This is a genomic window from uncultured Aquimarina sp. (assembly GCF_947495315.1).
Lineage (GTDB): Bacteria > Bacteroidota > Bacteroidia > Flavobacteriales > Flavobacteriaceae > Aquimarina.
On record NZ_CANLYD010000002.1, the window covers coordinates 95,217 to 117,964 of the forward strand.

At 33.7% G+C, this 22,748-nt stretch carries 17 protein-coding genes; 12 read left to right on the forward strand and 5 right to left on the reverse strand.

All coding sequences use genetic code 11. The features are described from left to right. Position 1 precedes the first annotated feature (1 nt). Together Q0910_RS03895 and Q0910_RS03900 are read right to left on the reverse strand one after the other, a co-directional pair. On the reverse strand, positions 2 to 1,681 hold the full coding sequence (locus Q0910_RS03895; RefSeq protein WP_299212814.1) for a helix-turn-helix domain-containing protein: 1,680 nt from the start codon (positions 1,679 to 1,681) through the stop codon (positions 2 to 4). Between the two features lie 102 nt (positions 1,682 to 1,783). Next, a complete protein-coding gene (locus tag Q0910_RS03900) occupies positions 1,784 to 4,636 on the reverse strand; it encodes a glycosyl hydrolase (protein WP_299212816.1) in 2,853 nt (950 codons plus the stop codon). A gap of 135 nt (positions 4,637 to 4,771) precedes the next feature. On the opposite strand from Q0910_RS03900, the gene Q0910_RS03905 reads away from it, so the two are divergent. From Q0910_RS03905 to Q0910_RS03915, 3 genes are all read left to right on the forward strand, one after another. After that, complete coding sequence (locus Q0910_RS03905) at positions 4,772 to 6,061, forward strand: aminopeptidase P family protein (RefSeq protein WP_299212818.1); 1,290 nt, start codon at positions 4,772 to 4,774, stop codon at positions 6,059 to 6,061. A gap of 223 nt (positions 6,062 to 6,284) precedes the next feature. Next, positions 6,285 to 7,778, forward strand: coding sequence for a serine hydrolase domain-containing protein (locus Q0910_RS03910; RefSeq protein ID WP_299212820.1), 1,494 nt, complete (start codon positions 6,285 to 6,287; stop codon positions 7,776 to 7,778). A 114-nt stretch (positions 7,779 to 7,892) separates the two neighbouring features. After that, entirely contained in the window at positions 7,893 to 8,267 is a 375-nt protein-coding gene (locus Q0910_RS03915) for a VOC family protein (RefSeq protein WP_299212822.1), read from the forward strand. Here Q0910_RS03915 and Q0910_RS03920 read toward each other — a convergent pair. Beyond that, positions 8,264 to 9,604 (reverse strand): cytochrome c peroxidase, encoded by a 1,341-nt coding sequence (locus Q0910_RS03920; protein WP_299212824.1) that lies wholly within the window; start codon positions 9,602 to 9,604, stop codon positions 8,264 to 8,266. The two genes, Q0910_RS03915 and Q0910_RS03920, sit on opposite strands and share 4 nt — an antisense overlap. 124 nt (positions 9,605 to 9,728) lie before the next feature. Further along, on the reverse strand, positions 9,729 to 11,039 hold the full coding sequence (gene brnQ / locus Q0910_RS03925; protein ID WP_299212826.1) for a branched-chain amino acid transport system II carrier protein: 1,311 nt from the start codon (positions 11,037 to 11,039) through the stop codon (positions 9,729 to 9,731). Between the two features lie 70 nt (positions 11,040 to 11,109). On the opposite strand from brnQ, the gene Q0910_RS03930 reads away from it, so the two are divergent. Continuing rightward, positions 11,110 to 11,889, forward strand: a complete 780-nt coding sequence (locus Q0910_RS03930) for an alpha/beta hydrolase (protein ID WP_299212828.1) — start codon at positions 11,110 to 11,112, stop codon at positions 11,887 to 11,889. 221 nt (positions 11,890 to 12,110) lie between these two features. Then, the gene (locus Q0910_RS03935; protein WP_299212830.1) at positions 12,111 to 12,380 is read left to right on the forward strand and encodes a hypothetical protein; all 270 of its coding nucleotides are present in this window, start codon (positions 12,111 to 12,113) and stop codon (positions 12,378 to 12,380) included. Between the two features lies 1 nt (position 12,381). Here Q0910_RS03935 and thiL read toward each other — a convergent pair whose 3' ends face one another. Then, positions 12,382 to 13,428: a thiamine-phosphate kinase gene (thiL, locus tag Q0910_RS03940; RefSeq protein ID WP_299212832.1), complete on the reverse strand. Its 1,047-nt coding sequence runs from the start codon at positions 13,426 to 13,428 to the stop codon at positions 12,382 to 12,384. A 270-nt stretch (positions 13,429 to 13,698) separates the two neighbouring features. On the opposite strand from thiL, the gene Q0910_RS03945 reads away from it, so the two are divergent. The 7 genes from Q0910_RS03945 (at position 13,699) to Q0910_RS03985 (ending at position 22,726) form a co-directional block, all read left to right on the forward strand. Then, positions 13,699 to 14,925 carry a choice-of-anchor B family protein gene (locus tag Q0910_RS03945; protein ID WP_299212833.1) on the forward strand — a complete coding sequence of 409 codons (1,227 nt, stop codon included), beginning with the start codon at positions 13,699 to 13,701 and terminating at the stop codon, positions 14,923 to 14,925. Positions 14,926 to 14,985: 60 nt separating this feature from the next. Next, positions 14,986 to 16,428, forward strand: coding sequence for a choice-of-anchor B family protein (locus Q0910_RS03950; protein WP_299212835.1), 1,443 nt, complete (start codon positions 14,986 to 14,988; stop codon positions 16,426 to 16,428). Positions 16,429 to 16,592: 164 nt separating this feature from the next. Continuing rightward, positions 16,593 to 19,082 (forward strand): choice-of-anchor B family protein, encoded by a 2,490-nt coding sequence (locus Q0910_RS28635; protein WP_366142628.1) that lies wholly within the window; start codon positions 16,593 to 16,595, stop codon positions 19,080 to 19,082. A gap of 14 nt (positions 19,083 to 19,096) precedes the next feature. Then, the gene (locus Q0910_RS03970) at positions 19,097 to 20,461 is read left to right on the forward strand and encodes a hypothetical protein (RefSeq protein ID WP_299212837.1); all 1,365 of its coding nucleotides are present in this window, start codon (positions 19,097 to 19,099) and stop codon (positions 20,459 to 20,461) included. Between the two features lie 3 nt (positions 20,462 to 20,464). Continuing rightward, positions 20,465 to 21,211 (forward strand): MbnP family protein, encoded by a 747-nt coding sequence (locus tag Q0910_RS03975; protein ID WP_299212839.1) that lies wholly within the window; start codon positions 20,465 to 20,467, stop codon positions 21,209 to 21,211. Further along, on the forward strand, positions 21,212 to 22,264 hold the full coding sequence (locus Q0910_RS03980) for a cytochrome c peroxidase (protein ID WP_299212841.1): 1,053 nt from the start codon (positions 21,212 to 21,214) through the stop codon (positions 22,262 to 22,264). It begins immediately after the preceding gene. 132 nt (positions 22,265 to 22,396) lie between these two features. After that, entirely contained in the window at positions 22,397 to 22,726 is a 330-nt protein-coding gene (locus tag Q0910_RS03985; protein ID WP_118459764.1) for an iron-sulfur cluster assembly accessory protein, read from the forward strand. Positions 22,727 to 22,748: the final 22 nt, after the last annotated feature.

The following is a 22,748-nucleotide window of genomic DNA, read 5'->3' on the forward strand; positions in this document are numbered from 1 at the left end:
TTTAGGGGGTTTCCCTATATTCTTTGGGTGATATACCTGTATGTTTTTTAAAAGCGCTATAAAAAGTAGATTTAGAATTAAAACCTGATTCTAAAGCAATGTCTAATATCGTGTAATTTGTAAATTTTGGATCCTTTAGTTTAGACTTAGCGTCATCGATACGAAAGCTATTTACATAATCCGAAAAATTAGATCCACTTAATTTATTCACCATTTGCGATAAATAATTACTGCTTATCTTCAACATTTTAGAAATGCTATCCAGACCTAGATTGGAGTCTCTGTAAATCTTAGCCTCTTTCATTAAAAAATGAAGTTCTTTAAAATACAAATTGTCATTGGTAATATTAGTAGTATTCTTAATATTAATCTGTGAAAGCTTCTTTGCTGTTAGTTTAGCTATTAGTTGAAACAGAAGGATATGATGTTCATCAAAAAAACCTTCTTCGGAATGTTCAGAATCTAAAACCCCTATAACCGTGTCTTCAATCATAATCGGAACAGCTAATTCAGATTTTCGACTAATATCGTCCACAACATATCGATCATCATAGGTCACATTATATACACACTCATACTCTCCTGATTGGGCAACCTGTCCTACAATTCCTTCTCCAAGAGAAATTTCTATCGGACTTAATATTTTACGTTCTCCCTGGTTTTTATTACCAAATGCAGCTTTCTGAATAAGTACATTTTTTGATGCATCTATAATATAGATGATACAGTCTTCTAATTGCAAATATGCTATACAATTCTCTACAATATCCCACAATACATCTTCAAGCTTATTTTTATCAAATAAAGATGTAGAAAAATAACTCAATATCCCTGTAATCTGAGATGGCTTGTCATAATGGATCAATTCTAGCTCTTCTTCTGAAAACATATGATTAAGTCCTGACATCCTAAAATTCTGAATTGCTTTTTGCACTGCTTCTTCCTCAGATTGTTTTCTTTTAGATACTTCATTAAGATGCGTTGATCCCAAATATAAAAACGTATAAAAAAACAGTAGATATAAGATCCAAAATGGATAGTATGGAAAATGACCGCTTATATCTTCTCTTATAAAAAATAGAACAATCGTCAATAACCAAATAATATTGAACGTAATAAATACGGCAACAATGCTTTTAATCCATTGTGTTTTTTTCCTTACCTGATCAAAAGATAGTTTGCCAATAGTATTTTCATACTTACGAATAATCAAAAGATTCCAAATACTAAGAATAATACTAAATGTCAATGTTGAGTTTTCATCAACTTCTGTATGAATTATGGTGAAAACTTCTTTAGAAATCCATGCGTAATCCAGGAAAACATTCACCTTAAGTATCGTGTATAATACAAAAAAACCAATAAACGGAAGGAACAAGTAATTTCGATTCCTTTTATATACTTCTTCTTTTTTTAGATAGTAACAAATAAATCCTGTAAAATATACTGGCGACAGATATTGAAAGGGGATAAAAAAAGTCAGTATCCAAGCATGCTCCTTATGAACTCCAAAATCCATTAGAAGTACCTGTATAATTACAAGATTAGCGGTAATTAAGATTCCGTAAAAAAAACGATAGGTTTTGCCCTTTTTCCAATAAACAAGTAGCTTCCACAATGCCATAACAACAAGTGTCAGGCATCCTAAAAAGATGACCGTATTGTAGGGGTTTACTTTCATTACGTTGGTTAATAAACTTTAATATAAAGTAACGCAAAAAGATTGATTGTCTTTATATAATTGTGTAATAAATCCTAAACGTAATAAATCTAAGTTTATGTTTTATTTTACCTCAAAAGGGACTTTTTTTGTTTGTTCCCCATTTGAAATAATTACTTCGTATTTTCCAACAGGAAGATAATATTTGCCGTTTTTCTTTTTTGTAATTTCTTCATCCGGAAACTCTTTTAACAATGCTTTTCTTCCTTTTTCAGAAATTGTAAGATCATACGCTACATAATTAAGTCCTTTATCAGAATCTGAAGAAAACTCCTGAAGTGTTTTTCCGCTTTCAGTTGTAATCTTAACAGTAGTTGTTTCAGAATTATTTGCATAATACTTAATAGTAGTAGAAGGCTCATAAGCATCTAACCACTTACTCCAGGAGCTTCCCCAACGTGGAGAAGCTTTTACAGTCCTCATTGGATATAAATACAAACCAGAAGCAAGGACTTCTGCATTTAAATTTTGTAGTGGTTCTATATTTGTTTTATAAATACTTCTACCATGAGTTCCTAACAACAAATCGTTGGCTTCGGGTTGTACCACAATATCGTGAACCGCTACATTTGGTACTCCATTAGAAAATACTTGCCAAGTATTTCCTTTGTCCAAAGAAACATAAGCACCATTATCCGAACCGACATACAACACATTTTCATTTTTAGGATCTTCTTTTATTACGTTAACTGCAGATGTAGGTAATTCTCTTCCTATGTTTTTCCAGGTTTGACCATAGTCATCACTCATATATACATACGCAGTAAAGTCATCCCATCGATATCCATTTAAGCTTACATAAACTCGCTCTTTTTTGTGTGTAGAGGCAACAACTCGGGAAACCCATAAATCTTTTGGAAAACTATCTGAAATTTTATTCCAGTTTCCTCCTGCGTTTTTAGTAACATAAACCAAACCATCATCACTACCTGTGTATATCAACCCAAACTGAAATACTGATTCAGAAATTGAAGTTAATGTACCGTATGCCACATTTCCTTTTTTACCACCGTTCGTAAGATCATCAGAAATTGCTGCCCACTCATCTCCTTGATTCATCGATCTCATCAATTTATTTCCGCCTAAATACAGAATATCCTGATTGTGTGGTGATAATAAAATAGGTGTTTGCCAATTAAATCGGTACGGTGATTCTCCTAATTCATGTTTTGGCTGAATATAGGTTTGTTCATCAGTTGATCGATCCAATCTAAAATAATTTCCAAACTGAAACCCAGTATACACAATATTACTATCTCGATTATCAATCTGCACCTGCATACCATCACCTCCCATAATACTTTTCCAAGGATAATGACCACTTTGATGCCAGGAAACATCTTCTTGTGCATTCACAGAACCAACCCAAACTCCGTTATCCTGCAATCCTCCATACACATTATATGGTTTCTCATGATCAACATTAATTGCATAAAACTGTCCTACACTGGGTTGATTCGCTTTGATCCAGTGCTCTCCATCATCATAAGTAATATTGACACCACCATCATTTCCGTTAATAAGATGGTTTGGATTATTAGGGTTTATCCAAAGTGAATGATGATCCGCGTGCACATTTTCTGCGCTAATACTTTTATACGTTTTTCCTCCATCTTTTGATTTTAGAATCGGTACTCCTGAGATATAGATATGATCTTTATTAGCAGGATTAACCTGTATCTGCGCAAAATAATATCCATAACTATAAAAAATATCGTCTAGGTATTCTTTATGTGTTTTTTTCCAGGTTTTACCTCCGTCATCACTTCTGTATACTTCGGCTCCAATAACTGGAGTATCAAAAAGCGCCGCATTTGCATTTTCTAAATACTTCGCTAAATCAATTGGCTTCACAGAACCACTACGCACCATTTGCTTTACATTTTCCGCACGATATTTTTCTTGAAATCCATTTGTTTTTAAGTAACGATTCAGCTTTTTGTCTTCTAAATTTAAAAAAGCATCTACAGACATGGTTTTAAAATCATCCTTAGAGAGCCCAGAACTTTTTTCTGTCTTTTTACTTTCATCTCTTCTAAATTGACTATCATGAACCGCATATAAAGTATTGGAGTCAAAAACTGCCAATCCTATTCTTCCTACTCCGTTTCCTGTTGGGAAACCACTTCCTTCTAATGAAATTTTATTCCAAGTGTTACCAGCATCTGTACTTTTATAAATACCAGAACCAGATCCGTTTCCTTCAAAATTCCACGCTTTACGATCCTTATCCCAAGCTGCAGCATACATAATATTGAAATTGTCAGGAGCATAAGCAACATCAATAATTCCTGTTTCGTTATTAATAAACAATGTTTTTTTCCAGGTAGTCCCTCCGTCTGTAGTTTTATATATCCCTCTTTCATCATTATTAGAATACAGATGTCCTGTAGCACCAACTATCACCTCATCAGAATTAGTAGGGTTTATTATAATTCTTCCGATATGATGAGAATCAATCAGTCCAACATTTTGCCAGGTTTTTCCTTTGTCATTGGATTTTAGAATTCCTATTCCTGCATAAGATGATCTGGATGAATTATTTTCTCCAGTACCAACCCAAATGGTTCCATTTTTCCAATCCACAGCGATATCGCCTACATTGATAGTTTCGGCATTATCCAATACAGGTTCGAAAGTAGCTCCATTATTTATTGTATACCACAATCCACCAGAGGCATACCCAACATAAAATTCTGCTGTGTTTTCAGGATTTACATCCACATCTACCACACGACCACTCATAACGGATGGGCCTATGTTTTCAAAAGGAACATTCTTCACCAGAGATGATTTTTCTAGTTGTTTTTTTTGTAATAATCCTTTTTGAATCTCTTCAGCTTGTGTTGCTGGTTGCTGAGAAAAAATAGAAATACTAACGAATAATAGTAAAAAAGATGAGATGTATGTTTTCATTACGATGGAAATTTAGTTGGCTGAAAGTATATAATGCTAATATAGTGTCAAAATTTTTAGATATTGTTTAACAATACATCCTTTTGGCTTTAGTATTTTTGGAATTACATAATACACACTTAATACATTGAACATATGAAATATCACCTGATAGATAAAAGGCTCTTTATAAAGAACAGAAAGAATTTTGTAGCTAAGATGAAACCTAATAGTATTGCAGTTTTTAATAGTAATGATATTTATCCTATTAGCGCTGATAGTACAATGCCTTTTGAGCAGCATAGAGATATTTTTTATCTAAGTGGGGTAGATCAAGAAGAAAGTATATTAATACTTTTTCCGGATGCGCCAAATGAAAAACACCGTGAAATCTTATTCCTAAAAGAAACCAGTGAATTAATTGCTATCTGGGAAGGCGAAAAATTAACCAAAGAAAAGGCTTTTGAAACTTCAGGAATCAAAACCGTGTATTGGTTACAGGATCTGGAGAAAATATTCTTTGAGATCATGACACAATGTGATACCGTTTATGTAAATACAAATGAGCATTATAGATCAAATGTAGAAACCGAAACCAGAGAAGATCGTTTTACTAAATGGTGGAAAGCTAAATATCCTGCTCATTCTGTTGCAAAAAGTAACCCTATTCTACAGCGATTACGTTCTGTAAAAGATCCAATAGAAATTGATCTGATGCAAACCGCTTGCAACATCACGGAAAAAGGATTCAGAAGATTACTTGGTTTTGTAAAACCAGGAGTGTGGGAATATAATCTTGAAGCTGAGTTATTACACGAATTTATAAATCACAGATCAAAAGGTTTTGCATATACTCCGATTATCGCAAGTGGTAATAATGCCAATGTATTGCATTATATCGAAAATAACCAACAGTGTAAGGAAGGAGAGTTAATCCTAATGGATATTGCTGCAGAATATGCTAATTACTCTAGTGATTTAAGTCGTACAATTCCTGTGTCCGGTAAATTTACGGATCGGCAAAGAGCTGTGTATCACGCAGTTTTACGAGTAAAAAATGAAGCCACGAAAATGTTAGTGCCTGGCGCTATTTGGGCAGATTACCATGTAGAAGTTGGTAAAATTATGACTTCAGAATTATTAGGACTAGGTCTTATCGATAAAGCCGATGTGCAAAATGAAGACCCAGATTGGCCAGCTTACAAAAAGTATTTTATGCACGGTACTTCTCATCATATTGGATTGGATACGCATGATTATGGAATCTTAACCGAGCCAATGCAAGCTAATATGGTCTTTACCGTTGAACCTGGTATCTATATCCCAGATGAAGGTTTTGGAATACGATTGGAAGATGACGTTGTGATACAGGAAAAAAGGGGTCCTTTTAATTTAATGGCAAATATTCCTATTGAAGCGGAAGAGATAGAAGAACTAATGAATTAGTAACACATTTTATAAAGTCAAACATATTTAAAACCTTGAGGATTCCAAAAAATCTTCAAGGTTTTTTTTGTAACAATTTATAAATCAAATATTTTAATCATTAACGGAACAATATTTGATGCTATAAATTCCCTAAACAAACATTACTTTTAATAGTAAAACGAGTACTATTTAGCCGTTAGATTCTTGAAACAGTATAAACTTCTTAACAACTTTTAAAACCGTGATTACTTTTAAAAACAACTACAGTTCGCAATTACTATTCATCCTTTTAATATTTCCGTTCTTTGGATATACTCAAAATGGAACCACAATAGATTTTAAGGATGACCTTAATTTTCCTAAAGGAAAAATGGGGCAAATAGTTCAGGAAACCATCGACATGTTTAATGCAAATGATCCTGAAAAAATAAATCAGTTTATCACAAAACACAGTAAGGATGATATCCTGAAAAAATTCTCTTTAAAAGATATTCAAGAATATTTATTGGATAACTCAAGAAAAACGGGAGGTGTAAACTTTTATAGCGTAAGAACATATACTCCTCCCAATCCTGACAAAACAATAATCATCGTAAAAGATAATAATTTTGATGCCTTCTATTCATTTGTTTTAAGTTTTACAAATACAACGGACTACATAGTTGATAGTTTATGGTTTTCGTCAGCAGATGTTCCTTTGAATGTTATAGAACCAGATATATCAGAAACCGAATTCATAAACAAGACTACAGCACTTCTCAATAAACTTTCTACAAACGATATATTCTCAGGAGCAGTTTTGATAGCAAAAGGGAATAAAATTTTATTTGAAAAAGCCTATGGTGAAGCTTCTAAGAGGTTTCACGTAGCGAATACCATCAATACTAAGTTTAATCTAGGGTCGATGAACAAAATGTTTACAGCTATTGCTATAATGCAATTGGCAGAAAAAGAAAAGATAGCATTACAGGACCCTATCAGTAAATATGTAGATGAGAGTTGGCTTTCTAAAGAAATAACAGACCAAGTAACCATCCATCATTTACTATCGCATACTAGCGGATTAGGAAGTTATTTTAATAAAACTTTTTTTACTTCATCTAGAGAATTATACCGAACTATAGATCAGTTTAAACCTTTAGTAAAAGAAAGTACTCTTTCATTTACTCCAGGAGAAAAATATAGATATAGCAATACAGGAATGTTGCTCTTAGGAGTGATTATCCAGAAATCTTCAGGACAGGACTATTTCAAGTATATTAAAGAACATATTTATAATCCTGCAAGAATGATAAATTCTGATTCTTTTGAGATGGATGAACCTGTAGAAAATCTGGCTATTGGATATATTCCTACAGCCAATAACTCGACAGGTTGGAAAAATAATATCTTTAAACACGTTATTAAAGGGGGTCCTGCCGGAGGCGGTTTTTCTACGATTAAAGACCTACATAATTTCGCATTAGCATTGGGTAATGAACAATTGGTTTCTAAGTCTTCCTTAGAACTACTTTGGACCGATCATATAAAATCTGGATACGGTTATGGTTTCACTATCAACAATAGTAAAGCAGGTAAAGTTGTGGGCCATGGAGGAGGATTTCCCGGTCTTAACTCACAAATGGACATGTTTTTGGACAATGGATACGTAATGGTAGTGATGTCTAACTATGATCGTGGGGCGGATCCTGTTGCAAAAAAAATTCGAGGATGGCTAGAAAGATCGAAAAAATAGAATCTCATAATTTTTAGCGTTTTATTTTTTAATACTATTTTCTAATATTTTATAGAATATTTATAACCATTTTATCGTTGCATATCAAAACATTAAAGAATAGCAATGCAGCGAATGAAAATTACAGCAGGTCATCAACAAGCAATGCCTTATTTGGTAGTCGAGAATGCAGATGATTTTATTGATTTTATCAGAAAAATATTCAACGCCCAGGAAATGATACGTAAAGTAGACGCAGCTTATAAAGTTGAACATTCTGAAGTGATGATAGGAGATGCTACTATAATGATTACGGAGGCCTCGAAAACCTATCCTGCACAACATACCTCGATGTATGTATACGTAAAAGATACTGACCAAACCTATTATAATGCAATAGATGCGGGTGCTACATCTCTAATGCAACCAATGGAAGAAGATTATGGCGCACGTGGAGCCGGTTTTAAAGATCCATATGGGAATACGTGGTGGATTGCTACCCTTAATTAATCACAACCTAAATCTACTCTAGATACTGTATCATTATTTGGGAAACAATTTCCAGAATTAACAGATTCCGGCACGTATCTTTCTAATTCCGGATCTCGTAAACTATTCGTAATAAAGGATGTCATATCATCTATTTCCTCTTCGGTAAGATTTATAGTTCCAAATTGAGAGGCTAAATTCTCTGCAGGTACTTCTGTATTTTGTGGATTTCCTTCATTTTTATAAGAGATTACCTCTTTTATTGAAGTAAAAGTCCCTCCATGACCATAGAAACCATTATCTATTAAATTATATAGTGTTGGAGTTTTAAACTTAAAATCATCCGCAGGATTGTTTGTAAAGTTTCCTCTCCCTCTTTTAACGTTATCAATATTTACATCATACAAAAGCAATGCGCCATTTACATTTTCAAAATCACCCATACCAAAAGAATGAAAATCTTTATCATTCAATGCAGGACCTGTATGGCATTCATAACATTTTCCTTTTCCAAAAAAAGCAATTGCTCCTTTTTTCTCAGAATCACTTAATGCATTACTATTTCCTTTTAGCCAATCCTGCCATGGTGATCTATTTGCTAATAATGTTCTCTCATAAGCAGCAACGGCCATAGCAGCATTGTTTTTAGTATATCTTTCATTTTCTGCTACATCAGGAAATGCCGCATCAAAAAGGTCTTTATAACCAAAAATATTTACAAACTCATCATCTATCTGCAATCTATGTACTTTTTGTCCTTTGATGGCCTGAACTTCCACACCTTGAAACCCTAAAAAGTTTTCTTGAATCTCTGTCCAACTGGCTTCCGTTCCTGCATTTGTTCCTGTTCCTCCAAACTGTCCATTCCAAAGCATAACATCTTGATAGGCTACATTTAATAATGTTGGAGATTTTATGGGTTGTACATCAATCGAATCTCTTGGAACTGTTGCATCAGCTACTCTTTCTTCTCCTCTTATTCCAAAACCTACGCCACATTCTCCAATTCCTTGTCTTATTCCGGCCGCAAAACCAGCTGCCGCCTGATGACAGGAAGCACAAGAATAAGTTGCCTTCATCTCTGACATTTTCGGATTTCCTCCGGTAGCAGTTTCGTGTAGTAATAATTTACCTAAAAAGACTTTTTCTTCTGTAATTAGATTTAATGGATCTTGTGGGATATTCGCATAATCATCACTTTCTGGTAATGTAAAAAACGATACTCCTTCTCCATTAGATGCTTCATTCAATGTGCTTAATAATTCTGAGTCTAAATTTGAGGTGATTGGAATATAATCATCCTTTGTACATGAAGATATAATCAGTGCAATTACTGCACCGAATGTTAGCTTTTTCATTGGTATTAGTTTTCCCTATATTGATAAAATCCCCTTTATTAACACTCTTAATAAAATGTTAAAGCGCGAATTTAAGAAAAAATGACAACATCATATACTATTTACTTTTAAAAATAATGCACACTTACTTTGAAGATTTTTCTTTAACAAAAACGTTACTAATGACAAGGGAGAGCAAAGCAGGTAGTACCCATCCAAAATGTTGATCCCCTAATGGTAAAAAAGATCTCACAGATGCTGCCATAGCCCCTACACCAGTATTTTGATCTGTAACAAATCGAATACAATCTGGAATACTAAATAAAATGGTTACCGTAACTACAATTCTAAAAACTTTAGAGCTTGCAAATTTTTCTGGAAGTATATTCAAAAATATCAAAGCAATTGTAATAGGATAAATCATAAAAATTATTGGTAAACCGATATGAATTATCGTGCCAAAATCTAATTGTCCTACAATCACTCCAATAAAACAAGCTATAACCGCTGTGATAATATAAATTTTCTGTGAGTTATTAAATAACCCTTTAAAATAATCGGCAGTTCCTGTTATTATCCCAACAGCAGTTGTAAAACAGGCTAAACCTATTAAAAAGCTTAAAAACGTGCTTCCTATGTTTCCTAAAGCAGCTAAAGAAATAGTATTAAGAAGTTGCGCACGTTGTAAATCATCACTTAATTCTTGATTAATAACAATTTCTGACCTAAAATAAGCTCCAACTGCTATCATTCCAGTATACATTATTAATAACCCAAAACCTGCTATAAATCCAGAACGGGAAATCAAATATTTCTTAGCTTCAAAAGAAGTATGCCCGCGAAGATTTAAAGAAATGATTATTACGCCTCCTATAACCACTGCACCAATGGCATCAAAAGTTTGATACCCTTCAATCAATCCTTCAAAAAAACTAAGCTTTTCGATCGGATTAGTAATTTCTTCTGCTGAAAACAATCCGATACCAATAACTAATAATAAAATAACCACAATAAGCGGTGTGAGATACTTCCCTATTAAGGATAATATCTTAGAACGATTCAATACAAACAATAAAACCAATGTAAAATAAATTGCACTATTAAGTAGTGAGCTAATATTACTAAAATTAGGGTGAATAACCGTTTCATAAGTTGCCGCTGCAGTTCGAGGAGAAGGAATTGCTACAGATATAATGTATACAATTACACAATAGATAATACTAAAGATCGGAGAAACTTTTTTTGCAAAATCAAACATAGTTCCCTGTAGACGTGCATGTGCCAAAATCCCTAAAAGAGGAATCACCACAGCCGTTATAATAAAACCAACAGCTACAATGAACCAATCTTCTCCAGAATTATATCCAAGCATTGGAGGTAATAAAAGATTTCCTGCTCCAAAAAACATAGAGAATAAAGCAAATCCTGTGATAAAAGTTTCTTTATTAAATCGCATTTAGTTAGGTTTATATCACTTAAACGAATATTGATAATTTGATAAAAAAGTTGAAATATAAAATTTCAAAATGACATTAGCATATAAAGGGATTGAAATTAATTATAACACCTACGGAAAAGGTACTCCTCTGGTTTTTTTACATGGTTTTTTAGAAAATTCTACGATGTGGAATGATATAATTCCTCATTTTTCTAACACTCATAACTGTATCACAATTGATCTATTAGGCCACGGAAAAACGGATTGTCTAGGTTACATTCATAGGATGGAAGATATGGCGGAAGCGGTTAGAACTGTTTTGTACAGTATCAAAATTGATAACCCTATATTCATTGGTCATTCCATGGGAGGGTATGTTTCATTAGCCTATCTGGATTTATTTCCCAAACTAGTTTCCGGACTTGTATTGCTTAACTCTACTTCTTTTCCTGATAGTGAAGAAAGAAAGACAAATAGAAGCAGAGCAATTGATATTGTGAAGAAAAACCCCAAAGCTTATACAGGTATGGCGATTGCCAATCTTTTTGCCGAGGAAAACCGTGACAAATATAAAAACCAGGTTGAATTCATAAAAAATGAAGCTTCAAAAATGCCGTTACAAGGAATCATTTCTGCTTTAGAAGGCATGAAAATCAGAAAAGATCATACCACCACCTTATTAAAATTTAAAAAACCAAAGATAATTTTTGCAGGAGAAAAAGACCCTGTATTATCATACCAACAAAATATCGAAGAATCAAAACAATGTAAAACGGATTTAGTTTCGCTAAATGGGGGTCACATGTCCTATATCGAAAATCAAGATGAGCTTTTAAAAACTCTTGACCAATTTCTTCAACTTTCCTAACATATATTCCCCTGTTTACTGGTGATGTCTCCTACCTATAAAAAGACCATAATCACATACTATTTCTTCGATGAAATACAATTTTACAGGTCAAAACCACTATAAAATACACTTTTTGAGCAAAATTTGAAGTTTTTTCAAAATTTTTTCTTACAAAATGTTGTTAATAACTAAAAAAACGTTATTATTGTATTGATAATGAACTTTTAACCCCCACAAAGATGAAGAAATCTATCCCCAATTCGTCATTCTCCATATCAAAAATCTATTGCGCTTTATTCGGCCATGATTATGTTACTTCCAAGCAGGTTACACATCATATAAAAGAATATACATGTTCACATTGCCGTGAACAAGCAACTACTAACAGCAGAGGTAGATTAGAAGTAATGACACCAAAACTTAAAGAAATTAATGATGCATTAGCATCCGTTCACGCTAAGAAAATTGCAAGAAACAAAGGCAATATAAATCTTCAGGCTGCTTCTTAAATTATTCTTTAATAGGATTCCATCCCTGCGCTGTTAATTGAATTTTTTCATTAGCTCTGGTTACTAATCCTATTCCGCTTTTCTCATCGGTCATATGACCAATTACAGTAAGATTAGGGTTTGCTTTAATCTTCGGAAAATCTTCTTGCTTAATCGTAAATAATAATTCATAATCCTCTCCTCCACTAAGGGCTACGGTTGTACTATTTAATTTAAACTCCTCACAAGTAGAAATAACTGCAGGATCCAGAGGTATCTTTTCTTCGTATAAATTTACTCCCACTTTTGATCTTTTACATAAATGTATCACTTCAGAAGATAAACCATCACTTATATCAATCATACTCGTTGGTTTTACCTCTAGAGCTTTGAGAAGTTCCGATATATCTTTTCGAGCTTCAGGCTTTAATTGTCGTTCTATTAAATATGAATACTGATCCAGATCCGGTTGAGAATTAGGATTCGCCTTATATACCTGTTTTTCTCTTTCCAATATCTGAAGCCCTAGATATGCAGCTCCTAAATCACCTGTAACTACCAATAAATCGTTTTCTCCTGCACCATCTCGATATACTAAACTTTCTTCATCTGCATGACCCACAGCTGTAATGCTTATCATTAATCCAGTGGTAGAAGAGGTCGTGTCACCTCCTACTACATCTATATTATATATTTTAGCTGCTGCTTGAATCCCGGCATATAGTTCTTCTAATGCTTCTAAAGGAAATCTGTTTGATACCGCAATAGATACTGTGATTTGTGTTGCAGTCGCATTCATTGCATACACATCAGAAAGATTTACCATTACTGCTTTATACCCTAAATGCTTTAACGGAACATAGGATAAATCAAAATGTACTCCTTCAATCAACAGATCTGTGGTTAATACACATTTTTTGTTTTTAAAATCTAATACTGCAGCATCATCACCAATCCCTCGAATGGTAGATTCCTGTTTGATTTCAAAATTTTTGGTTAAATGATCTATCAAACCAAATTCTCCTAATTCTGACAATGATGTCCTTGATGTATTTTTATCTTCAATCATAATTGCAAAGGTAGGGAACAAGGTGATTTCATTATATAAAAAACCTCGTTTCCTTTCATTTAACTTTTCATTGTTTAACTTCCTAAATATCAATAGTCGTAAATTTTTGCTACCTTTTTAAGCAAAGTTTTTCAAAAACCAAAGGCTTATATTCTTCCTAAATAAATATCAAATACAATTTTGAATAGCTCGTATTGTATGGTTTAGTAGGGTATTTAGTTAATAAACTGTTATATATATAAGTCTCTAATTAATTTTTAATTCTAGTAAATGAAAAGGTATTTCAGCATAGTAATTTGTTTTTTTACATTAATATCAGTTATAAACTGCAGTAATGATGATGATCAAACTAGTGGAAATGATGGGGATCAGAATGTAAACTGCACAAACCAAGTGTCTGGTGGGATTTATCCAAGTTGTGGTATTGATTTTGTCTCTTCGATATCTTTAAATACAATGAATGCTTCAGCTGGAAACGATAGTTGGGGATGGACGGATCCAAGTAATGGTAAAGAATATGTAATTATGTGCCTTAATAATGGTACCGCTTTTATTGATATTTCTAATCCTGAAACTCCTATATATTTAGGAAAACTACCCACTGCTACACAAAGTAGCACTTGGCGCGATGCAAAAGTATATCAAAATTACGCTTTTATTGTTAGCGAAGCACCTGGTCACGGAATGCAGGTTTTTGATTTAACAACACTAAGAAATGTGACTAATCCACCACAAACATTTACTGCTAATACTACCTATACAGGTTTTGGTAATGCACATAATATTGTCATTAACGAAAATACAGGATTTGCATATGGTGTAGGAACATCTACTTTTGGGGGCGGTCCACATTTTGTAAATATCCAGGACCCAACGAATCCGATTGCAGCGGGAGGCTTTATTTCTGATGGTGGTGATGCCTACAGTCATGATGCACAAGTGGTAACTTATAATGGACCGGATAGTGATTATATTGGAAGAGAAATTTTGATAGGAAGTAATCAAATAGAAATTGTAATTGCAGACATCACTGACAAAAATGACCCTAAAACAATCTCTACTATTAATTATGCTAATATCGGATATACTCATCAAGGTTGGTTTACTGAAGATCAACGGTTTTTCTTACTAGGTGATGAGCTTGATGAAACAAATGTTGGCTTTAATACACGTACCATCGTATTTGATTTTGAAGATCTTGACAATCCAAAATTTCATATGAACTATACCGGCTCTACACCATCTATTGATCATAATGGTTATGTAAAGGGAAATAAATTTTATTTAGCCAATTATACAGCTGGTATTAGGATCATTGATGTTTCGGATATAAGTTCTAATTCGATGCGTGAAATCGGTTTTTTTGACACCTTTCCTTCAAATAATAGTGTAGGTTTTAGTGGTGCATGGAACGTTTATCCATATTTTGAAAGTGGAAATATTGTGATTAGCGATGTAAATTCAGGATTCATATTAGTAAAAGAAAGCACTCCTTGATAAACAACACAATTATTTCATACAGCCTCATTTTTAATTATATTCTTAAAAACTCAACCAATGAAAAAAATAATCTTACTTAACTTAATTTTTTCGTCATTTCTTTTGCAATCTCAAACAACATGCGATAATGGAATGGCAGCTTCATTTCCTTGTAATGGTTATGATCTAATGTCTCATATTCCATTATCCACAATGAGTGCTAATGAAGGAAGCGATAGCTGGGGATGGACAGACCCTAGTAATGGAAAAGAATATGCAATTATCGGATTAGATAATGGAACAGCATTCATAGACATTTCAGACCCAATTAATCCTATATATTTAGGAAAACTCCCTTCTGCTGTAGGTTCAAGCTCTTGGAGAGATGTAAAAGTATATCAAAACCACGCCTATATCGTTGCCGATTTTATATCTACTGGAAGTCACGGAATGCAAGTATTTGATTTAACTCGATTGCGAAACGTTACCAATGCTCCAGAAACATTTACTGCTGATAATAGATATACCGGTTTTGGTAATGCACACAATATTGTTATTAATGAAGATTCAGGATTTGCATACGCTGTAGGAACTAGCCGATTTGGAACCTATGAGGGAGGGCCTTTATTTATTGATATTAGAGATCCTAAAAACCCAGTTGATGCAGGTGGTTTTCTATCTACAGGAGGTGAAGCCTATAGTCATGATGCGCAGGCCGTAACCTATAACGGTCCTGATACCGATTATACAGGTCGTGAAATACTGATAGGAAGTAATGAAATTGAAATAGTGATTGCCGATATTACAGATAAGTCAAATCCCGCAACCATATCTACAATTGGGTATTCTGATATTGGATATGTTCACCAAGGATGGTTTACCGAAGATCAACGTTATTTTTTATTAGGAGATGAAGCAGATGAAGCTATTGTAGGTTTTAATACTCGAACCATAGTTTTTGATTTTAATGATCTAGATGATCCAAAATTCCATATGAGCTATACAGGTCCAACGCCTGCTACAGATCACAATGGATATGTAAAAGGAGATAAATTCTATCTCTCTAGCTATAGAGCGGGATTAAGAGTGATTGATATTGCTGACATAGCTAATAAAAACATGACTGAAATAGGGTATTTTGATAGTTTTCCATCCAGTAATTCAGTAAGCCAAAATGGTGCTTGGAGCGTATATCCATATTTCGACAGTGGAAACATTGTGATCAGTGATATTGAATCGGGGTTTTTACTTGTACGAGAAAGTAACACATTAAGCGTAAATGATTTTGCGCAAAAAACAGAATTTACCCTGTACCCAAATCCAACACAATCCGGAATTACCATTGAAGGTATAAATACATCTGAAATAGAAAAAATAGAAATCTTTAATGTTGTTGGAAAGAAAATGAAAGAGATTACCAAATTTAATAACCCTAATAGCATAACTATTAATTTAGAATATGATCCTGGAATTTATCTGCTTAGGATAAATGATGTTACTAAGAAGTTGATTATTAACTGATGTCTAATAATTTTAAAAAACGATTAAATATTGATAATAAGGTGGTTAAACCAGCGAAATAGTGCGGAAAGCTAAGACTTAGTTTGGGATTTTTTAGATTAGTTTTGTGTAACGTACTAGTTTTTAAGAACTAGTTCGAACTAACTACTAAATTACACAGACTCATGAAAAAACTACCCTTAGCTTTATGCTTTTTGGTATTTACTCTTATTTGCCAAAGTCAAACACCTTGCACGAATGGATTTGCAGGATCTTATCCATGTAAAGATTATGATCTTATGTCTACAATTTCACTTTCTCAAATGAACGCTAGCTCTGGAAATGACAGTTGGGGGTGGACAGATTCTCAAACATCCAAAGAGTATGCAATTATTGGTTTAAACAATGGTACTGCATTTATAGATATCTCTAACCCCACCAACCCGATTTATCTCGGAAAACTTCCTACCGCCACTGGTAATAGTCTATGGAGAGATGTTAAGGTGTATAATAACCACGCTTTTATAGTAAGTGAGGCTTCAGGCCACGGTCTGCAAGTTTTTGATTTAACTAGATTGCGTAACGTTTCTAATCCTCCTGCAACTTTTTCTGCAGATACCAGATATACGCAGTTTGGAAACGCACATAATATTGTAATTAATGAAGATACCGGATTTGCTTATATCGTAGGAGCACAGAGAGGTTCCGGACCATATAATGGAGGACCATTGTTTGTGAATATTCAAGACCCTAAAAATCCAACTAATGCCGGCGGTTTTTTGTCAGGAGGTCAAAGAGCCTATACTCACGATGCTCAAGTAGTTACTTATACCGGTCCTGATAGCGATTACAACGGAAGAGAAATTCTTATAGGTAGTAATGAAATTGAAATTGTAATAGCGGATATTACCAATAAGTCTAACCCAGTAACAATTTCCACAATCCAATACTCGAATATAGGATATGTACATCAAGGTTGGTTTACTGATGATATGAGATATTTCCTTTTAGGAGATGAAACAGATGAGCAAGGAGTAGGGTTTAATACGCGGACTATTATATTTGATTTTGAAGATTTAGACAATCCACAACAACATATGATCTATAATGGACCAACAGCAGCTACGGATCATAATGGATATGTAAAAGGAGATAAGTTTTATTTAGCGAATTATCGAGCAGGATTTAGAGTTATTGATATTTCAGATATTGTAAACACTAATATTAATGAAATTGGGTATTTTGACACCTTCCCATCTAGTAATAGTGCTTCTTTTAATGGAGTTTGGAATGTATATCCTTATTTTGCAAGCGGAAATATTGTTATCAGTGATATAGAGGGAGGATTTTTCTTAGTAAGAAAAAGTGAACCTGGAGATGGCGGAGGAGGTGACTGTCCTTCGGTAGTAACTTCTTTTCCGTTCAATGAAAGTTTTGAATCTGGTTTTGGGTCTTGGCAAAATGCTACTACAGGAGATGACTTAGATTGGACTAGAGACTCAGGTGGTACGCCTTCTAATAATACTGGTCCTAGTGGGGCGGCAGATGGTAATACTTATATTTATGTAGAGGCTTCAGGAAATGGAACCGGCTTCCCAAATAAAAGAGCTATTTTGAATTCTCCTTGTTTAAATTTTACCAATCTTACTTCTCCAAGTCTTACATTTCAGTATCACATGTTAGGAAGTGCTATTAATAATCTAACAGTAGAAGCAAGAACTAATAACCAAGGCAACTGGTCATCTATTTTTAGCAGAAATGGGACTCAAGGAAGTGACTGGAATACCGAAACAATAGATTTATCCTCTTATTCAGGAGAAACAATTGTACAATTACGGTTTAGTGTAGTAACAGGAAGTGGTTCTCAGGGGTGGCAAAGCGATATTGCCATAGATGATGTAAATATTACAGATGGCAATACTCCTCCTCCTACATGTGATAGTATCGATTTTAGAGATTTCCAGATCACTCCGTTCTCCAATCAGGACTCAGCTGGTGACTTTGTTGTAAATAATACTGGAACAACACTGTCCCTTACTAATAATACTTGGAAATATATTCCTTACAACTACGTAGTCACTCCTAATACAGTAATTGAATTTGAATTCAGAAGCTCATCTCAAGGAGAGATTCATGCTGTTGGTTTTGAAAATGATAATAGCCTAACTTCCACTAGATATTTCAAGGTACATGGTACTCAGAATTACGGTGTTACCAATTATGACAACTATTCTGGCAGTAATTTTACAACGTATGTAATACCAGTAGGAAGTTTCTATACCGGAACAATGGATCGATTGGTATTTATCAATGATAATGATAGTGGTTCTGGTAATACGTCGGATTTCTCTTCTGTAAAAATCTATGAAGGCTCCTGTGGAAGATCTAATAATGTGCAGGTAGTATCCTCTAATATCATTCCTGTTTTTGGTAATGAAGATGAAGATATTATGGCTTTAAAAATATATCCAAATCCAGTATTTGGTGAAGTCTTAGAAGTATTTTTAAATATGGATAAAACAGCATCATATGAAATTATATCTATTACCGGACAATTGATAAGTACAGGAAACGTTACAAAAACAATAGACGTCTCAAGTTTGAATCCTGGAGTTTATCTTTTAAAAGTTTTTAATGATAATAACCAAATTACCAAACGTTTAATAAAAAAATAATTTAATACTAACAAATGTGCAAATTCAAGTTCTTTAATAAATCCTTATTAACTTTTATTGTTATAAGTATTGTAGCTTGCGGCAGTGATGACAGTGCAACCCCTCTACCTCCTACCAATCCTGAAGATGGATTTCAGGGAACTATAGAATGGGTTAAGACTTTTGGTGGTAGCGGTGAAGACGACGCTTTATCCGTAGTAGAATCCGAAGATGGAAGTTATGTCGTTTTCGGATATACTCAAAGTGTGGATGGTGATATAACGGATAAAGATGCTACTGACAGTGATTTTTGGGTTTTAAAACTTTCACCTGAAGGAACTGTAGTCTGGAGCAAAACCTACGGTGGTACTGGCGATGATCGTGGACAAAGAGTTATTAAAACTAATGATGGTGGTTATGCTTTAGTAGGTTACAGTAGAAGTACCGATGGTGATGTAAGTGAAAACGCAGGACTGCAAGACTATTGGATGGTAAAAATTGATGCTTCAGGAAATTTACAATGGGAAAAGTCTTTTGGATTTCCTGGTATTGATAGAGCTTTCTCCATTGTTCAAACCGCTGATAATGGTTATTTCTTAACAGGATTTCTGGATGTTACTGCTAGTAATGGTGAAGGAAATGACAATAGAAAAAATTTTGAAAAACACGGTGTTGGAGAATTTTGGGGAATTAAACTAGATGTTTCCGGAAACAAAGAATGGAGACGTTATTTTGGAGGAACGAATAATGATAGAAGCTACGATACCGTACAGACCGAAGATGGAGGTTTTTTAATGATAGGATCCTCAGAAAGTGACGATTTTGATATTAGTGCGACTAATGGAAGCTATGACTTTTGGGTAGTTAAAATAAATACTGAAGGAACTAAAATCTGGGAGAAATCTTACGGAGGATCTGAAATTGACGTAGGATATGCAATTGCAACATCAGGTGATGGAAAATATATTATTGTAGGAGATTCTAGAAGTAATAATGGAGATATCTCGGATCCCAAAGGAAACGCGGATCTATGGATGATTCAAATCGATGGTAACGGAAATCTTATCTGGGAAAAATCCTTAGGAGGAACAGAGTTTGACACAGCGAGAGGAATTCACACTACGCAAGATGGTGGTTTTATTATTACCGGTAATTCTAGAAGTAACAATGGAGATGTTAATGAAAATCAAGGTCAAAGTGATATCTGGAATATTCTGATTGACAATAATGGAGATGTCATCTGGGAATCTACTTTAGGTGGAAGCCTTTCAGAATTTGCAGAAGGATGTATGGAAACTCAAGATAAAAAAATCATTATTGCTGGCAGTTCTGAAAGCAATGATATAGACATCCCTCATAATCAAGGAAGCAAAGACGTTATAATAATAAAATATAAATAGAAAATGAAAAAGTTCACACTAATAATACTCGCTTTAATAACTTTAATATCTTGTAAAGATGATGATGTTAATGTAGGTATTGTAAACCTCGAGTTTAAAAACAACATAAACAACGACGCTATTAATTTAAACACAATCTCATATACCAACTTAAGTAATGAAACCTATACAGTTTCTGAATTAAAGTACATTATTAGTAATATCGTTTTGATAAAAGAAAATGGAGATGAATTCATTTATCCAATTGCTGATAGTTATTTTGTGGTAAATGAAGAAATTTCATCTAGTAAGCAAATTTCACTTAGCAATATCAATGCTGGTGCTTATACTAAGATTAGATTTGGTGTAGGAGTTGATCAATCTAATTATCCTCTTAATGAAGTTGCTAATTTTATTCCTACTGCAGAAGAAAACGGGATGTTATGGTCTTGGTCTGCAGGGTATAAATTTCTTAAATTCGAAGGTTCTTTTATTCCTCAGGGAGGAACCGCTGGTGATTTTCTTCTACATGTAGGAAGTCATGGAACAGCCTTAGATAATTATAAAGAAATTACATTAGATATATCTAATACAATTACAATAGGAGATGGAACTACATCTAATTTATCGATACAAGCAGACATCTCTAAAATTTTTGATAGTACTTTTACACATTCTTTAGAAGAAAAAAGTGATATACAAGTTGATCCTGATTCTGAAAAGATTGCAAACAACGTACAAACCATGTTTACTATATTAACAGCAAACTAAATGATAAAGAATATAGGTTACATAGTATTCATTCTTCTTGGAGCAGCCTGTAGTTCTGAGAAAGATGAATACGTGCCTATTGACAAAAACCCAAAATTAGAATTTACCATTCCATCTAATTTTCCTGAACCTAGTTATAACGTTACTCTTAATCCCCCAACGGAAAAAGGATTCGAATTAGGTAAAAAACTATTCTATGATGGCCGCTTGTCTTCTGATGGTGTTATTTCTTGTGGGTTCTGTCATATTCAGGATTTTGCTTTTACCCATCATACGCATATCGTAAGTCACGGTGTAAACGGAGCATTGGGTACACGAAATGCGCAACCCTTACATAACTTAGCCTTTATGAATGAGTTTACCTGGGATGGTGCTGCAATACATTTGGACCTACAACCAATTATACCGATCACCGCAGAAGTAGAAATGAACGAATCTTTTACAGGTATTATTAAAAAACTTGAAGAACAACCAGAATATGTAACACTATTTGGAGAAGCATTTGAAGATCAAAAAATTAACTCTGAAAATTTACTCAAAGCTTTATCACAATTTATGATTATGATGATTTCATCTAATTCTAAATATGACAAAATAGAGAGAAGCGAAGGTTCTGTTTTTACGGATAATGAAGCCGCTGGTTTTGAATTATTCACCTCTAAATGTGCTTCTTGTCACGAAGGAACATTGTTTACAGATCAGTCCTATCGAAATAATGGGTTACCTATTGATCCTGAATATAACGATATAGGTCGAAATAGAGTTACTGGTTTGGTTTCTGATCTGTACAAATTCAAAGTACCTACTCTTAGAAATATAGAACTAACCTTTCCGTATATGCATGATGGAAGATTAAAAACACTAAAAGACGTGTTAGATCATTATAGTGACGGCATGATTGATTCTGAAACGTTAGATCCTGAATTCAAAAATCCCGACGGAACAATTAAAGGAATCCCTTTGACCGAAGAAGAAAAGCAACAAATTATATCCTTTTTAAAAACGCTTACGGATGATAATTTTGTGAATGACAATCGTTTTTCTGAATTCTAACATTCTTTCATTAAATTCACCATAGATTATGCCTATCCTAATATATGTTAGATAAATGTTAGGTTCTGTAAATAAAACCTACATATGTAGTATATTTGCATTCAATTTAGAATTAATCTATTTTATTATAGTATGATTAAAGTATCAGACACAGCTAAAAAGAAAGTCGTAGAATTGATGAGTGATGACGGTTATGACGCTACTTTAGACTACGTACGTGTAGGAGTTAAAAGTGGGGGTTGTTCAGGTTTGTCATATGACTTAAAATTTGATAAAACTCAGGAAGACGGAGATAAGGTTTTTGAAGACAATGGTGTAAAAATAATTGTAGATAAAAAGAGTTTTTTATACTTAATTGGTACTACCTTAGAATATTCCGGCGGACTTAATGGAACCGGTTTCGTTTTTAACAACCCCAACGCTAATAGAACCTGCGGTTGCGGAGAAAGTTTTTCCCTTTAAAAATTTAAAAAAAGATCCTAAA

Coding starts and splice junctions, on each gene's coding strand:
- Q0910_RS03895 (WP_299212814.1), bottom strand. CDS start 1,681: ATGAAAGTAAACCCCTACAATACGGTCATCTTTTTAGGATGCCTGACA.
- Q0910_RS03900 (WP_299212816.1), bottom strand. CDS start 4,636: ATGAAAACATACATCTCATCTTTTTTACTATTATTCGTTAGTATTTCT.
- Q0910_RS03905 (WP_299212818.1), top strand. CDS start 4,772: ATGAAATATCACCTGATAGATAAAAGGCTCTTTATAAAGAACAGAAAG.
- Q0910_RS03915 (WP_299212822.1), top strand. CDS start 7,893: ATGAAAATTACAGCAGGTCATCAACAAGCAATGCCTTATTTGGTAGTC.
- Q0910_RS03920 (WP_299212824.1), bottom strand. CDS start 9,604: ATGAAAAAGCTAACATTCGGTGCAGTAATTGCACTGATTATATCTTCA.
- brnQ (WP_299212826.1), bottom strand. CDS start 11,039: ATGCGATTTAATAAAGAAACTTTTATCACAGGATTTGCTTTATTCTCT.
- Q0910_RS03930 (WP_299212828.1), top strand. CDS start 11,110: ATGACATTAGCATATAAAGGGATTGAAATTAATTATAACACCTACGGA.
- Q0910_RS03935 (WP_299212830.1), top strand. CDS start 12,111: ATGAAGAAATCTATCCCCAATTCGTCATTCTCCATATCAAAAATCTAT.
- thiL (WP_299212832.1), bottom strand. CDS start 13,428: ATGATTGAAGATAAAAATACATCAAGGACATCATTGTCAGAATTAGGA.
- Q0910_RS03945 (WP_299212833.1), top strand. CDS start 13,699: ATGAAAAGGTATTTCAGCATAGTAATTTGTTTTTTTACATTAATATCA.
- Q0910_RS03950 (WP_299212835.1), top strand. CDS start 14,986: ATGAAAAAAATAATCTTACTTAACTTAATTTTTTCGTCATTTCTTTTG.
- Q0910_RS28635 (WP_366142628.1), top strand. CDS start 16,593: ATGAAAAAACTACCCTTAGCTTTATGCTTTTTGGTATTTACTCTTATT.
- Q0910_RS03970 (WP_299212837.1), top strand. CDS start 19,097: ATGTGCAAATTCAAGTTCTTTAATAAATCCTTATTAACTTTTATTGTT.
- Q0910_RS03975 (WP_299212839.1), top strand. CDS start 20,465: ATGAAAAAGTTCACACTAATAATACTCGCTTTAATAACTTTAATATCT.
- Q0910_RS03980 (WP_299212841.1), top strand. CDS start 21,212: ATGATAAAGAATATAGGTTACATAGTATTCATTCTTCTTGGAGCAGCC.
- Q0910_RS03985 (WP_118459764.1), top strand. CDS start 22,397: ATGATTAAAGTATCAGACACAGCTAAAAAGAAAGTCGTAGAATTGATG.